This is a genomic window from Cylindrospermum sp. FACHB-282 (assembly GCF_014697195.1).
Lineage (GTDB): Bacteria > Cyanobacteriota > Cyanobacteriia > Cyanobacteriales > Nostocaceae > Cylindrospermum.
In genome coordinates this window covers 62,248-77,909 of the sequence record NZ_JACJRJ010000032.1, presented here as the reverse complement: position 1 = coordinate 77,909, position 15,662 = coordinate 62,248, and the positions used below count along the sequence as shown (strand labels likewise).

Here is a 15,662-nt window from a genome sequence, read left to right as displayed (position 1 = left end):
ACTTTTAGATAAATTTATCCGGAGAATTGTGCCACACCTGAGAACATTTAATTGGTAGATGCACCCTGATAACTTAACTTTCCCCTTTGGCTAACACCCACTGGGGATTTTTTCTCTGGTTAACCAGCAGCAACAGCTGCGACACACCCATATTTGTCCGGAACCTGCCACTTAAACCCAGAAGAATTAATTTAGTAGATGCACCCTGATAACTTAACTCCCCCCTTTGGCTAACACCCACTGGGGGGTTTTTTATTTCCAAGAATAACTACCGGCTTTTAGATAAATTTATCCGGAGAATTGTGCCACACCTGAGAACATTTAATTGGTAGATGCACCCTGATAACTTAACTTCCCCCTTTGGCTAACACCCACTGGGGATTTTTTTATTTTAAATAAAAACTACCGACTTTTAGATAAATTTATCCGGAGAATTGTGCCACACCTGAGAACATTTAATTGGTAGATGCACCCTGATAACTTAACTTTCCCCTTTGGCTAACACCCACTGGGGATTTTTTTTGGAAATACTTTGCTTTGCATCCCCTGTCCACCAAGTATAGAACGGTGGAAATATACTAACGCAACAAGCGCAATCTAAGTCTTGGTGCTACTGCTTGTAGAATCTAAGTGTACTCCTGTTTTTAGGAAAGAGCAAAACTTAGTTTCTGAATCGCTTTGACTCCATTTTCAGCTAAGGGACTGACTCCAGAATGATCGCCGCGATATATTATAGCATTCTTAATAATTTTTATATAATCTTAGCCTAGAATTGCTTGATTGCCATTGTTAGGTTACTAGCAATCTGTTAGTATTTTATAACATATCCTAAATTGTTGTACCTAGAGCCGAGAGGGTTACCAACCCATGAGTTTAGCCGTGATTAAGTTCTCATCAGAAGAGTGCGGTATCTGCCACAAGATGTCTTTTTATGACCAAAAAGTGTCTGAGGAACTGGGTTTGCAATTTATCGATGTAAAAATGCAGGATACTGCTACTTACCGCAAGTATCGCCAAATTTTGCTGACTCAGTACCCTGATAAATCAGATATGGGATGGCCTACTTACATTATCTGCGATTTTCCCGAAGGAGATTTTCAGATTGTTGGCGAGGTCAAAGGTGGATATCCCAAAGGGGAATTTAGAAGTCGTATTCAAGAGGTGCTGGCTGGTGCAGCTAGTCAGAATTAATTAACTCGAAGGATTTTACCTCTAGGACAGGGCCAATCATGGCAATGGTCATGATATCTTCGCGCACTTGTCCTGTTACTTTGGCTTGTTGTCCTGATTTGAGTAAGCTTTTGTCAGCGCCTTTGAGAATTTCATAGGTAACGCCCTCATCTGCAACGAATGCCCATGCACCCATACCAATCTCGCGGCGTTGGATTGTGCCTGTAACTGTAATGTTGCTCATAAACAGTGCTGTGAGTGTTGAGTGCGGGGTGAGCAATGCCCACCCTACGATTATTTAAGCTGTTTTGCCTTCGTTTTGCAATGCTAAACGAGCCAGTCCATAACAAAGTATGGCATTGGAGATTAGGAAGATGCGAGCTAAGTTACTACTTCCTAGTCCCCAAACGGCTGGGTCATAAAAGGCACTAACTGTCAAGCAAGCTGCAATGCCTAGGGTGGAACCAACGGCGAACCATTTCCAATTAGGATGTCCCAGCAGCAAGGCCATGAAAATAATGGGAATCAGCACACTGGCAAATAAGGGATTTAAGGGATCGGTTCCCTGAAGGGCGTTACCTAATTCGGGGATGGAACTGCCCAAAATTCGGAAGGGCCACTGGGGAAGGTCAAAGATGTAAATTCCCTTGAGGAAGAATAACCCTGAACTGCCGGCAATTAAGCCACTGGATAAAGACCAACTCCAAGCAAAGGGGAAGTAAACCCGTAAAAACCAAGCGAGGAGATAGGAACCTAATACCATTAAAATTTTAGGCATGAGTGCGATCGCGCCGCCATCAATCCAAAAACCGGGGTTAAGATAGCCGTTATCCCGCAACCAGCGGAAGAAATCAGGAAAACTAATTTGCCCTTGGGTTGCCAGTTTGACTGCGGCTTCAGCATTAAGTTGTCCAGCGCCATAATAGTTCAAACCATCATCCTGGATTACTCGTGCTGACTGCTTGAGGACTTTTAAAATTTCATCAGGTTCTTTAATCCCCGCAGCTTTAATCAATGCTGCTACACCGGCAACGTGGGGAGAGGCCATGCTTGTGCCTTGGAGTCCCAGAAATGCTGCTTCGCCGTTTTCATTGATTGTTTCTTGCAGAATTCCCCCGCTTTGACTACCACCAGGGGCGGAGATATCAACGCCAGCACCAAAGTTAGAATAAGGTGCTTTTTCTCCATCGGGCCCGAATGCGGAAACACCGATGACGTGGGGATAACGGGCTGGATAGCTGGCGCCGTTGGTGCTTTCATTCCCTGCGGCGGCAATGATGACTACGCCTTTGTTGTAGGCATACTCAATTGCTTGCTTCATTAGTTGGCTCTCACCGCCACCACCTAAGCTCATGTTAATCACATCTGCGCCTTTATCGGCAGCAAATTTAATCGCTTCGGCAATATCGGCAACAGTACCACCGCCATTTTCACCCAATACCTTCAATGGCATGAGATTGGCTTCGTAGGCAATTCCGGCAACACCATATTTGTTATTAGTGGATTGGGCTACAGTACCAGCCACGTGGGTACCATGTCCGTTGTCGTCTGTGGCTTCTTCTCTGTCGTTAACAAAATCGTAGCCTTTGACGAATTTTGTTTCATTCAAGTCGCGAACCTTAGTAATCCCGGTGTCAATGACAGCAACGGTAATACCGCTGCCTTTGGTGAGAGTCCACGCGCCTTCAACGCCAATTTTGTGCAGGTTCCACTGCTTACTGTAAAATTGGTCATTGGGGCCAGTTAATGAGGGGGTTGCCTCGTGATCATCTTGGGGGGGCAAAAATTCTCCTAGTCCAGCGGCTTCACCTGGTTGGGGAATTTTGCTGTAAATGTAATTTGGTTCGATGATTTCTGTGGCTTTGGCGAATGGTGATGCTTTGAGTTCTTTGAGCCGCTGGCGATCGCCTTTGATAATATACACGTTATCTTTGGCGGAAAATTTATTATCCAGTTGGGGTGTAACGTTGTAAAGTTTAGCGATCGCTTCTAGATCCTGCTGCACTACCTTGGCGGCAATATCTTCCCTAAAATCCAGCAGAATTGTCTCAAATTCACCTTTAGCTGCCAATCCTTGAAAATTCAGGAACCCAAAGACGCTAGCTCCTAGCCCAATGATAAACAAGCACAATAATATAAGCCTTCTCATATAAACTCATTACCGCTTTTCGCCAGTTTGCTCACTACAATAACTTATCTCGATCCTTTGTTGGTGGATTTTGCATTTTAGTTACAAATTTCGCTCAGGGCTATTTAAACGATGGAACGTGGTCTTTTGTGGTTACCGCTGTTAGTGGTTTTTTTCTGGTTAGCTTGGCAGGGTGCAAGGGAGTATCAAAAAGTTGAGGCTTATGGTATCTGGGCAGAGCAATTTGAGCGGGCTAAGTATGATATTTATGCAGTATTGGGTCAAAAAGGTGACAATATTACTTGGGGTAAACCTACAGCCAAGGGCCCGATTGATCTAGGGACATTTTCTTTACTAGCAGTCCAACAAATCCGCCTGTTAGTTAATGAAAAAGAAGTAGAGATAGAAAACCCACCCCAGAAAGGACGGACTATTGAGTTAGAATTTGTCTTTTCCTCAAATACTGACTCGGTGCGTATTCCGTTTACAGAAATCCCTTTGGCGGCTAAATGGGGCCAATATTTGCAGGGACTATTGCAAACCTTGCACTCTGAAAGTGGGGAATCTTGAGTTGGAGAAAATTTTTGATTTACCTAGGATTTACCCACACTCTAGGAATTTTTGGCGAACAGGGGTTTCACTAAAGTTATCCTTTCATTGGCGGTTCCTGAGCCAAAATCTACTCGTTAGATGGGTAAACTCGCTGCACAGGGCGGCATCACCCAATAACTTCGGTGAAAACGAGATTATATAGCCGCCAATTTTGGACAGGTTTTTCCGAAGGGCGTCTTGGCGGTTAGATAAATTAAGCTTTTTGGCGATTTTTGCGTAAGTCCTGTTACGGTTTGGATTGCTGAATGGGAATTGTAATTACAAACTCTGCTCCTTTTCCAGCAGAAGAAATACACTTTATTTAAAATTTATCTAAAAATATGGAATTAACCCATGAAACCCAATTCAACATTAAACATACCTGTTGCTTTAACCATTGCTGGTTCAGATAGCGGTGGTGGTGCGGGAATTCAAACTGATTTACGCACCTTTGCCTTTCATTGTGTTCACGGTACTAGTGCGATAACTTGTGTTACAGCCCAAAATACTTTGGGGGTGAGGCGGGTTGATGCGATCGCCACTGAAGCGATTGTAGCCCAAATTCAAGCTGTGGTAGAGGATATCGGCGTCCAAGCAGCAAAAACGGGAATGTTACTCAACCAGGAAATTATCTCTGCTGTTGCCCAGCAAGTGGAAGCTTTACAAATTGCTAACCTAGTAGTTGATCCGGTGATGGTGTCACGCACGGGGGCACAATTGATTGATGATCACGCAGTCAGTACCCTGTGCCATGCCCTGATTCCCCTGGCGGCTATTATTACGCCAAATCGCTACGAAGCAGAGATTTTGAGCGGGTTACAGATTAATTCTCTAGAGAGTATGCAATTAGCTGCCCAAATGATTCACCGTAATTTAGGCACAAAAGCGGTGTTAGTCAAGGGTGGAGGAATGGAGGGGAATTTGCGTGGTGTGGATATTTGGTTTGATGGGCAGAGATTGGAAACTTTGACGACAAAACAAGTAGATACGAAAAATACTCACGGTACTGGTTGTACCCTATCAGCTGCGATCGCTGCTAATCTGGCCTTGGGCACAGATTTGTGGTCAGCAGTGCAACAGGCAAAGGAGTATGTCACCACTGCCCTCACCTACTCCTTAGATATTGGCAAAGGACAAGGCCCTGTAGGGCATTTCTTCCCATTGTTAAAAAGTCGAGGTGAGAAAGCCGATTCCTTCTAAGGCTTATCTCTTGTTAATCTAATTACCTTATTTTGATAGCCAGCCACCGATGCGAACAACTACAGGTTCTGTCCACAGCAACCCACCAAGAACTCCAAGCTACTCTCCCTCTGTACCGCTTTCTGTATACCGGGAATTGACAGCGGAGTTACAAGCAGCACAGGCAAAATTAGACTCACTTTCCGCTAAAAATCACCAACTATCCCAAGAAAATCAAGTACTTCGGCAAGAGATTACTAAGGTAGTTGAGCTTTGTTTACACCTGCAAAATTTGGTGGATTCCCCATCTACACCTAATTCTCCACCAGCCCCCCGTGCTGCTACCCAGGTAAAAACTGCCACTAAGGCTCCAGTAAATCCAGCGCCTCCACGTCAGCAAGTCAACCGTGTTCCTCCTCAAAAAAGCCGCCGCGATGACTTTGTGGACACCAGTTTACCAATTCGAGAACCAGTGTTTATTGAAGAACAGGAAGTCCGTTATTATGCTGTCCCTAAGCCTGAGGTAAAGGAACTCAGCGGGTGGTTGTTAGTTTTTACCATCTTTTTCATTATGGTGACTGCTTTTAGTGCTGGGTATTTAGTTGTGCGTCCCTTGTTTGCACATCAAAATAATTAGCTGACACGCACACAGCTACCAGTGTTGGGTTGTTTAGTAGCTGGGAAAATTCTCTTGGTATTAGAACTGTTCAGGCAGAACATTTACGCGCCTAGTTCAAACAAGTACCACTATAGTTACAGCTTCAGACAGCGAATCTGGTTAGATATATAAACGAAGCTATTAGAAGTTAGGAGTGAAAAAATGAAAAAAGTAGAAGCTATTATCCGTCCATTTAAGCTTGATGAAGTGAAAATTGCCTTAGTCAATGCGGGAATTGTGGGTATGACTGTTTCTGAAGTCCGGGGTTTCGGACGGCAAAAAGGTCAAACTGAACGATATCGGGGTTCGGAATACACAGTTGAGTTTCTGCAAAAGCTAAAGGTAGAAATCGTTGTGGAAGACAGCCAGGTTGATATGGTGGTAGATAAAGTTATCGCCGCCGCCCGTACTGGTGAAATTGGTGATGGTAAAATTTTCATCTCACCTGTGGAGCAAGTGATTCGGATTCGTACCGGGGAAAAGAACACAGAAGCTGTCTAAGTACTGAGTTTCTAGATGGTGGGCGTTGCTGAATGAGCGGATGAAGGATGGCAAGTTTATTTCTTCATCTCCGAAATCAGCAGCGCTTTCTGTTGAATTAGTGATCTGGGGTGGGGGTCAGTTGGAACAGGCAAAGAACCTGTAGGTGAGCAAGAGACGCCTTAAAGTACTTACAAAGAGCATAATATTCTTCTTACCTCAAACCCTCCAGCACAAGTTTAAGACTGGCTGCCATATGCTCTGGACTATTCCACTTGGCACTATCCATGACAAATTGAATATTGACTTTAGCTCGTGCCACCTTATCCTCAAGCGAATCAGGTATAGATTTCCCTTGTATACCTGCTTGCCTCTCAGCTAGGCGATCGCACTTTTGGCGGTAATCGAGCTTAGAAGAGTGCAAGACTCTTCTAAGCTGTCAAATGGGTTCTATGGTTATGAGATTCAGATGAGTCTCTTCGCCACGCTCCGAGTCACATTCTCAAAGGGTTTTCAACTCTTTCCTATGATCCCAGAGATGCTGTCACAAATATCTGTGGTTGCTCTAAACTAAGATGAAAAATTCTATTTCCAGTTGGTCCAGTTGCCTCTATTGGGACTATTACTGAATTTGGTTCGTTACAACTGGCTAATCGACCATTTACAAATTGCCACTGTAAATCATAAGTGGGTTTCTCAAATATTCCAACTGTCCGAACAATCAGTTGGTTCTGAGCGTTAACAGCTAGAGCCAAGAAGCTATCAGGATTATGAGTATCAAGGATGCTAAGTACTCTGTCACAGACACCCATACTTGCGCGACCAACTACCCATCTCTGGTTAGGAGTTCCATTGCCAGGAAAAGCAATTACCGATGTTCCGTTAGCCGTTCCGCTTAGTTGAACATCTAAAAAGTAATTAGGAGGAGCTCCCAGCCACTGCAGCTCAATAGTGTTTTGTTCACCTGGTGGTATTGCAAGCCGTGTAGTACCCTCAGATGCGGATGCTGATGGTACGTGCAGCAAACCAAAGCTTAATAAGCAACACAGTGCTAAAGACAGAAAACGAGCAGCCCAAACCGTAATTCTTTCTTTCATAAATTCTCTTTTTTCTCATATAAGCCTTTTAACAGACACATTCCAGATATAGGAATCCTATTTAATTTACAAACACCTGATATCTGGCTCCCTCAGAGAGAAAGATTCCACAGGTCTGTGTTTGAATATTATATAGGATTGTAATAACTAGCTATTATGCGTCTATTATTTTCTAACGTTCAGAATAAACGATGGTAAAGTATGTTGTCAAGTTAAACAAAATACATTTTCTACTGAGACCGTCTAATAGCTGATCAGTAAACCAGAAAGCTTCCCTCAAAAAGCGATCTCGGCTCAATGCCACACCAAGTTAATCACCGAGGTTTTGGGGACAGGCAGCAGAGGTTTCAATGACGGCAAGGCTTTACTGGTATTGAGCCGAGATGTATGTAAAAACCTGCTCTCCGGGTCTGAAAACGCTTCCTGTGTCTATATTTCAAAGATTTCTGGTGGTAAATTAATAGCAGCCTCCCAAGGCTGGGGAATATTATGTAAATTCACCACATAATCACCGGATATTTTGATATGCCTTTGGTATAAATCAATATTTGAGAAATTAACAAAATCGCACTGGCTCGCCACAAATATAGTAAAATCCCTAAGTGAATTAACCAATATTAGGAACAGAATGTCTGAAGCAACAGAAACTAGCGTGAGTTTTACCGCTAAAGTTATGGCTGCTGGTCGTGCCATCGAAACCCAAAGACCTGATGCTTTGTTTACCGACCCTTTAGCAGCACAGTTAGCAGGTCAAGAAGCCATTGAAGCAGCCATTCCCACCTTAGAAGAATATGAAAAACAAGGGAGGCCATTTACATCGGTTCGGACTCGCTTTTTTGATGATTTTCTGAATAAATACTCTGATAATATACGGCAAATCGTTCTTTTGGGTTCGGGAATGGATACAAGAGCTTTTCGTCTGAATTGGCCACCTGGAACTCATGTTTATGAAATCGATCAACCCGATGTAATGCTTTATAAAGAGTCGGTTTTAAACGGTGTTATTCCTAACTGTACTCGCCATTCAATTTGTGCTGATTTAAAAGAATCCTTTTGGTCTCAATTGCTTCTAAAAGAAGGCTATCAAACTTCAGAACCCACCATTTGGCTATTAGAAGGATTTCTCTATTATCTTAACCCAATAGAAGCCAAAAATCTCCTAAGAGACATCCAAAATTTGTCTGCAAAAGGAAGTTATTTCGGTGCTGATGTGATCAACACAGTTATTTGTAATGGTTCTGATGAATGGGCTAAATATTGGCAATTTAGTTGTGACGAGCCTGAATCTTTTTTTGCTGCTTATGATTGGAAAGTATCAGCCATTCAACCAGGGGAAGAGGGGGCTTCTTTTGGGAGATTTACTTATCAATTTCCCGCCCGTAATATTCCTGATGTTCCACATATCTTTTTTGTTCTAGGTGTCAAAGAAGATTAATATTTGATATTTTGTAAGGATTCAGGTGTTTAAAACCCAGTCGCAGAGCCAGTTTCAAAATTGACTTTGGCTGATAACCTTAGTCGCAATAAAGCAGGAAAATATAGGCGTTAGGCAATTCTTATTGAGAATATAAATTTGTGGCTAATGGCTGGAAACCGTAATTAGGAAACGATTATAGAGATTTTGGTATGACCTGAATCCTTACGTTACTGTACCTCATAAACCTACAATACGCCCTCAATAGATGGCTGATTTATAAGACTTTACATCGTGATAAATTTTGCGCCTATCTTGTCTTTAACCCAAATATAGAAATATGAGTTATTGCATCAATCCCTGGTGCATTGATCGTCAAAACCCCGATGATCAAGATTATTGCCAGTCCTGTGGTTCTAGCTTAATTATTAATGAGCGATATCGCATTATCAGTCCTTTACGACAATTAAATCGAAATCATCACACTGAGATATTTGAAGTAGATAACTTAGGAACTACAAAAGTTTTAAAAGTTTTGACGAGTAATCGTCTTCGTTTAAGAGAACTCTTTGAACAAGAAGACAGTATTCTCCGGCAATTGACTCATTTAGGAGTTCCGCAAGTAGATACTTGCTTTACTTTTAAACTTAAAGACAGTTGTCGGCAACTCCACTGTTTGGTCATGGATAAAATTCCTGGACACAATTTAATTCAGTGGTTGCAACAAAATGGGGTATTGTCGGAAGAATTAGCCATTGATTGGTTGTTACAACTGATTAAGCTTTTAGCAGAATTGCATAAAGAACAGATTATACATCGAGATATTAAGCCATCAAATATTATGCTACGCCCCGATCAGCAACTAGTATTCATTGACTTTGGGGCAGCAAGAAGGGTGACAACGACTTATATCGAGAAACTAGATACAGGTGATATTACTAGAGTTTATTCTTCTGGATATACACCAATGGAGCAAATTAAAGGTCAAGCCATTTATCAATCAGACTTTTTTGCTCTAGGGTGTAGCTTTGTGCATTTGTTGACAGGAATACATCCTAATGATTTGCCTAAAGATCCTCAAACCGATCATCTGCTTTGGCGAGATCAAGCACCTCATATTTCTGATGAATTAGCAAAGGTCATTGATGCTATGATCGCACCCATAGCCCAAAATCGACTACAACAACCGCAGATAGTTTTAGAGCAACTGAAAGCCGAGCAGTGCCAACGTCTTCAGATTCATAAGTTTAGTGGAGGCAAAAAAAATATATTCCGGCTATCGAAAAAAGCTGTTTTTCAGAACTTCGTGAACACTTGCTCCCATATCTGCGAAGGATTAATTTTGAGTTTAGTAATCGCCTTAGCCATTATCGGTATTAGATATATGGGAATGCTCCAACCTTTTGAGCTACAGGCTTTTGATCGTCTTATGGCCATGCGACCAATAGAACAACAAGATTCGCGTCTCCTATTGGTAACCATAGATGAAGCTGATATTCAATATCAAAACCAGAAGCAGATGCCTATCCGGTGGTCGCTATCTGATCAAGCGCTCATGGAACTGCTAAAAAAACTGGAGCAGTATCAACCGAGAACCATAGGTATAGACATTTATCGTGATTTTCCTGTAAATCCCAAATATCCTGAGTTAGCAAATCGCTTGCGCTCTGACCAACGCTTTTTTGTTCCTTGTAAAGTGCCATCTCCTGAAGATGGAGTTCCAGATGGTATTTCACCTCCTCCAGAAGTACCACAATCTCGCTTGGGATTCAGTGATTTTGTTGCAGACGATAACGAAGTAGTGCGTCGTCATTTGCTAAATTTAACACCGCCAATTACATCTGTTTGCATCGCCGAATATGCTTTAGGTCTTCAGATGGCACTTCACTATCTAGATGCTCAAGGGGTTGCAGCCAGCATCACTTCAGATGAACAATTACAGATTGGTAAAGTAATTTTTCCACGATTAACAAATCACACCAGTGGCTATCAAAACATAGATGCCTCCGGTTATCAAATATTGCTGAATTATCGCTCTTTGCGTTCTCCTCTAGATATTGCCCAACAAGTATCTTTAAGAGATATTTTAGAGGATCGGATTGCTCCGGAATTAATCACATCGGTCAAGGATCGAATTGTGATGATTGGTGTGACCGCTCCGAGTGCCTCCGATCGCTGGAAAACACCATACAGTTTAACTGCATCCGCTAATCGCAAACAAATACCAGGTATATTTGTTCAAGCTCATGCGATCGCTCATATTCTTAGTACAGTTCTTGATGGGCGAACCTTAATTTGGTGGTGGACGAGTCGGCTAGAAGCTCTTTGGATTGCAGGATGGTCATGCTTGGGGGGTATTCTAGCTTTGTGCTTTCGTCGTTCCTGGCATCTTGCTATAGCTGTGGCGATCGCGCTGTTACTTTTATTGAGCATTTGTTTGGGTGTCTTTGTCAAAGGAGGATGGATTCCACTCGTTCCACCTGCACTAGCACTAATTGCTGTGCCAGTAGCCCTTTTTTGTCACTCTAGGCAGAGGAAAAGTCAGTAGACCGAAAACTTTGGCTATGGCTCCGCCCGTCGCAGGCATCGCTATGCAACGCCTTTTCTGGAAGTTCCTAAAAACAACAAAAATGTGAGTCTAATGGAAAGATCCTGTATTGAGTCCCATGTTTATTTGTTTTATGCTGTCAAATATCAGTAGGAACAACCTGTTGATAAATATCAATATTTACAGGTAAATATCCTATGAAAAACCTACATAGGTTATTCCATATACCTTGTTGGCACATCGCTACTAAAATCTCTGTAGCTTTGCTATCAGCAGTTTTCATCCCAATGAGTTTTACAGCCTATTACAACCTGCGAGAGAACTTAGATCAGGTGGAGAAAGCTCAATACCGTAAGCTAGAACTATTAGCGACTAGTACTACGAGTCGCCTAGATCAACTTATTGTTGATATTCAACGTCTAGTTATTCAAGTCAGTGCTGATCTAAATGTAGTCGATTTTCTGTCTACTAAAACACCTGAACAGCGAAAAAACTTAAGACCTAGAATACAAAAAACTTTAGAAAATATTTACCGTTCCAATCCAGATTTTGACGCTGCTTATATTTTAGACATCAAGGGTAACTGTATTGCTGCTACCGATTCTGCATTTATTAGTCAAAAATATGGCTTTCGTCAATATTATCGCTCCGCAATGGAGGGAGAAGTATACGTATCTAGCATCCTGATAGGTAGAACAACCAGACGACCAGGAATTTATTTTTCCTCTCCTGTGAAATCGGAAAGTGGCACGATTGTAGGAGTGATGGTACTCAAAATCAAAGGACAAGGTATCTGGGATATAGTCAATTCATTAAAGCTAGATAAAAATGAAAATAGCTATGCCTTCCTGATTGACAAGCATGGGTTAATTATCAGCCATCCCGAAAAATCCTATTTATATCATACTATTATCCCTCTACCAGCAGATAAGATAAGACAGATTTCATCTGATAGAAGCGATAGTTTTATTTCGATGGAAAGCTTGAATATTCCAGAATTAGAAATTATGGTGAGAGCCAAACAGCCAGGCCACACTACTTATTATTCTAAGTTCACACAAAAGCAAATGACTGTTGGATTTTCTCCTATGAAAATAGAACAGTGGGTGTTAGGAATAAGTCAATCTAGAGAACACTTTGAAATCCCTTTAAATCGCCTCATATGGTTCAATATTAGTAGTGTAATAATTGTGGGAGCAATTACCGCAATTATTGCCTTGTGGCTAGGGTTTAGAATTTATCGCCCGATTCATGCTCTGACAGCAGCAGCGCAAGCATTAGAAAATGAAGATTTTAATGAGGAAGCACATAACACCTTGTTGAAAGTATCTGACAGTCAAGACGATATCGGTCAACTAGTCCGCGTCTACTTAGATATGTCTAAGAAAGTAAGTATACGAAATCAAAACCTGAAAATGCAGGTGCAAGAACTCCGCATTGAAATTGACGAAAGTAAAAGATATAGGAAGGTTAAAGAAGTTACGGAAAATGAAGACTTTGAGAATATACAGAAAAAGATTCAAAAAATTCAACAAAATAAAGTAGCTTCTAGAGAAACTGAGATCAGCTACTACGCTAGATTGCAGAGTCAAGTGCGATCGCTTCAGGAGAGATCAGCTTTGAATACACAGAGTTGGCTGCATAAAGAAGGTGAGGATAAATCAAATATTACTAAAACTTGATTGCTGCTTTATTACAATTACAAATTAATATGGAACTTTAAATGTTGTTAGGTCAAATAAGGAATTTACTATATCTGCTAGGAGGTGAGAGATATGTCATTCGATGATGAACTCATATCGCGTGAGGAGGTGTTAGTTGGGTTACCTGCTAGACGAGCCAATACACTATTGTTTTTAATTGAAAGTCGGACAGCCCAAATAGTAGCGCGATCGCGTGTGGAGTTTTCTCTAGCAGAACAATCTGCCAATGACCGGGAGTTGGCTTTCCTAGAAGCTTTTGCATTAGGAAATGCACCACCAATCCGTCCTACTATTCAGCAACTGGAACGCCATGCTAGCCAGTGGGCAGACCTAGTTCCAGAAAACCCCAGACTCCAAGCGGCGATCGCTCAGGCTCTAGGACAAAAGTATACTTTCACCTATCAGGCAGTGCCGAATATTCGGGGAACTTTGGATCTGGATCAACAAACAGTAAAACAAGCTTACTCCCGGTTGTATAGAACACAGGTATCAAATATATTTGCATCCAGGGCCACATTAATCGAACAGTTGCGTTGGATATTGACGGAAATATCACAAAGAATCGAATCTTTACCACCCTTCTGGCTGGCCTCTTTGCTCACAGTTTCTCTGGGTCTACCCCAAGCTTTCTTAGCTTTACCTATAGCTGTAGCCGATATTGGTCCATTAGCTACTGTTGCTTTTTTACTCGTTATCGGTGCTATTAATATTGTGACTATGGCTTGCATGGCCGAGGCCTTTGGTCGTAGTGGCGATTTTCGTGATGGTCATACCTTTATTAAACAATTAGTATTTAACTACTTAGGAAAAGTCGGTTCATTTATACTTTCAATAGCTGTTGGTATCCGAGTCTTTTTCATAGCTTTAGCTTGTTACATCGGGTTGTCAACGACGATGGCAAACTTTACCCACATACCAGAAGGAATTTGGGCTGTATTGCTATTCGCGGCTGGGTTATATCTGCTATCAAGCAAATCCCTGAATTTCACAGTTGGGATACTGGTATTACTAGCAGCAATCAATATCAGTTTGCTTGTGATCCTTGTACTGCTTTCATTGCACCATGTGCAACCAGAAAACCTTTTATATGTCAACTTGCCCTTTATCAATGGTCAGCCTTTAGAACCCTGGAAATTACAACGGGTTTTTGGTGTTAGTCTCATGCTTTACTTTGGACACGTCTATGTAGGTGAATGTGCCAAAATTGTACTTCCCCGCGACCCTAAGGCCTCATCCCTAATTTGGGGTAGCGTGGCGGGAACTGCTTTTTTAACCGTGTTTTTTTGCATCTGGGTGTTGGTGATTAATGGAGCGATCTCACCTCAAATATTAGCTAAACAGTCAGGAACTGCCTTAGAGGCACTAGCTCTTCAAGTTGGACCTATCGTTTCCATCTTGGGGACAATTTTAGTGATCCTGCTTTTAGGAATGGCTTGGATTCGCAGTTCCAGTCTTTTAATCAACCTAACGAAAGAGTGGTTACCTACCTCATCTCGTCCTGTTTTAATGTTGCCTCGCCAGGGGGGAAAATTAATATTTTACCCATCTGGTAATTTTAAGTATTCTGGTTATATCAGTATAATTTATTTGGGAATCGTAGATGCTCAACCAAAGTTTCAGATAAATATTCAGTTACAAGGTAAGGTACACCATATAGAAATTGCAATTACTGAGAATTGGGAGATTAAAGAGTTATTTGCTCAATTTCCAGACCTCCGCCAGTGGAATACCCGCCTAATGTTGGATATAAGGTCAGCTAACCATGACCGTATATATCTGCAAATAACCTCACCAATGCGCCTAGCCTATGAGGCAACTTTGAAAGCTGAACACAATCATACTAATGATCACCATAGGAGTCAGAGACCACGCTTTTGGGTTAAGCTCCTGAACCAACGCCGCTTCTTGCTATCCATCAGTCCCTTAGTTTTAGTCTTTCTGCTGACTGAGTGGTTATTCTTTGCTGGTACGCAATCATTCACTAATATACTCGCTTTTGCTGGTGTACTTGGTAATTCCCTCGTTGGTGGTATTTTCCCAATTTTATTATTGGTTTCTAGTCGGCAAAAAGGTGAACTTATGCCCGGAGTGGTTTTCAAAATCCTCAATCATCCCTTTTTCTGTGTGGGCATATATACAATTTTTCTAGGCATTCTGTTTGTTCACGGTCTGTTCATCTGGCAAAGTCCTCTAGCACGGATCAGTGCATTAAGCGTTGCCGTATTATCACTAGGGGCAACTGTATTGATGAAACTTTATGGTGCTTTTGCCTCCCGTGTGGTTATAGAACTGCAACAAGGTGAACATTCTGTCTTTAAAATCACGGCTGGCGGACAACCAAAAATCGCAGAGGTGCTGTTGGGATATGCCGAAGGTGAAGTACAGCATCAAGGCGCAACCGTGGATATTCCCTCACTTTCATCTCTGCGTTATGCCATCTTCTGTCTACCAACCAAAGGAGCAAAAGAAATGAGAGTGTGGACACATGGGAGCAACTATGACAAGAAATATAACAAGCTACCTACATTTGTGGAAATTGAAAGTGGCAACAAAAAAATGCAATTTGACTTGAAGTTATCTAGTGGCAGAGTTTTGTTACCTCTGATTAGTGATAACTGCTGGCTAAAGTTCACATTTTCTGATCCATTGCTGCCTTAAAAAAAGCAGGGAATATTGAGATTGACTAACTACATT

13 protein-coding genes are annotated in these 15,662 nt (G+C 41.9%); 9 read left to right on the top strand and 4 right to left on the bottom strand.

All coding sequences use genetic code 11. The annotated features are described in order from the left end of the window. The first annotated feature begins 867 nt into the window (after positions 1-867). Entirely contained in the window at positions 868-1,191 is a 324-nt protein-coding gene (locus tag H6G32_RS17115; RefSeq protein ID WP_190460428.1) for a thioredoxin family protein, read from the top strand. Here the strand turns inward: H6G32_RS17115 and H6G32_RS17110 are convergent. Both H6G32_RS17110 and H6G32_RS17105 read right to left on the bottom strand, forming a co-directional pair. Then, positions 1,178-1,414 (bottom strand): hypothetical protein, encoded by a 237-nt coding sequence (locus H6G32_RS17110; RefSeq protein ID WP_190460425.1) that lies wholly within the window; start codon positions 1,412-1,414, stop codon positions 1,178-1,180. The two genes, H6G32_RS17115 and H6G32_RS17110, sit on opposite strands and share 14 nt — an antisense overlap. 54 nt (positions 1,415-1,468) lie before the next feature. Next, positions 1,469-3,319 carry a S8 family peptidase gene (locus H6G32_RS17105; RefSeq protein ID WP_190460423.1) on the bottom strand — a complete coding sequence of 617 codons (1,851 nt, stop codon included), beginning with the start codon at positions 3,317-3,319 and terminating at the stop codon, positions 1,469-1,471. Between the two features lie 111 nt (positions 3,320-3,430). On the opposite strand from H6G32_RS17105, the gene H6G32_RS17100 reads away from it, so the two are divergent. The 4 genes from H6G32_RS17100 (at position 3,431) to H6G32_RS17085 (ending at position 6,227) form a co-directional block, all read left to right on the top strand. Then, complete coding sequence (locus H6G32_RS17100) at positions 3,431-3,868, top strand: hypothetical protein (protein WP_190460421.1); 438 nt, start codon at positions 3,431-3,433, stop codon at positions 3,866-3,868. Between the two features lie 375 nt (positions 3,869-4,243). Continuing rightward, a complete protein-coding gene (gene thiD / locus H6G32_RS17095) occupies positions 4,244-5,089 on the top strand; it encodes a bifunctional hydroxymethylpyrimidine kinase/phosphomethylpyrimidine kinase (protein WP_190460420.1) in 846 nt (281 codons plus the stop codon). Between the two features lie 49 nt (positions 5,090-5,138). Beyond that, positions 5,139-5,705: a cell division protein ZapB gene (locus tag H6G32_RS17090; protein ID WP_190460417.1), complete on the top strand. Its 567-nt coding sequence runs from the start codon at positions 5,139-5,141 to the stop codon at positions 5,703-5,705. A gap of 183 nt (positions 5,706-5,888) precedes the next feature. Then, positions 5,889-6,227, top strand: coding sequence for a P-II family nitrogen regulator (locus H6G32_RS17085; RefSeq protein WP_015206862.1), 339 nt, complete (start codon positions 5,889-5,891; stop codon positions 6,225-6,227). Between the two features lie 193 nt (positions 6,228-6,420). Here H6G32_RS17085 and H6G32_RS17080 read toward each other — a convergent pair whose 3' ends face one another. Further along, entirely contained in the window at positions 6,421-6,630 is a 210-nt protein-coding gene (locus tag H6G32_RS17080; RefSeq protein WP_190460413.1) for a hypothetical protein, read from the bottom strand. Between the two features lie 100 nt (positions 6,631-6,730). After that, positions 6,731-7,303, bottom strand: coding sequence for a hypothetical protein (locus tag H6G32_RS17075; RefSeq protein WP_190460411.1), 573 nt, complete (start codon positions 7,301-7,303; stop codon positions 6,731-6,733). 628 nt (positions 7,304-7,931) lie between these two features. Between H6G32_RS17075 and H6G32_RS17070 the strand changes: the two genes are divergently transcribed. The 4 genes from H6G32_RS17070 (at position 7,932) to H6G32_RS17055 (ending at position 15,626) form a co-directional block, all read left to right on the top strand. Beyond that, a complete protein-coding gene (locus H6G32_RS17070; RefSeq protein WP_190460409.1) occupies positions 7,932-8,738 on the top strand; it encodes an SAM-dependent methyltransferase in 807 nt (268 codons plus the stop codon). Positions 8,739-9,057: 319 nt separating this feature from the next. After that, entirely contained in the window at positions 9,058-11,265 is a 2,208-nt protein-coding gene (locus H6G32_RS17065; protein ID WP_190460407.1) for a CHASE2 domain-containing protein, read from the top strand. 197 nt (positions 11,266-11,462) lie between these two features. After that, positions 11,463-12,947 carry a cache domain-containing protein gene (locus H6G32_RS17060; protein ID WP_242046626.1) on the top strand — a complete coding sequence of 495 codons (1,485 nt, stop codon included), beginning with the start codon at positions 11,463-11,465 and terminating at the stop codon, positions 12,945-12,947. A gap of 93 nt (positions 12,948-13,040) precedes the next feature. Next, the gene (locus H6G32_RS17055) at positions 13,041-15,626 is read left to right on the top strand and encodes a hypothetical protein (RefSeq protein ID WP_190460405.1); all 2,586 of its coding nucleotides are present in this window, start codon (positions 13,041-13,043) and stop codon (positions 15,624-15,626) included. The last annotated feature ends 36 nt before the right edge of the window (positions 15,627-15,662 follow it).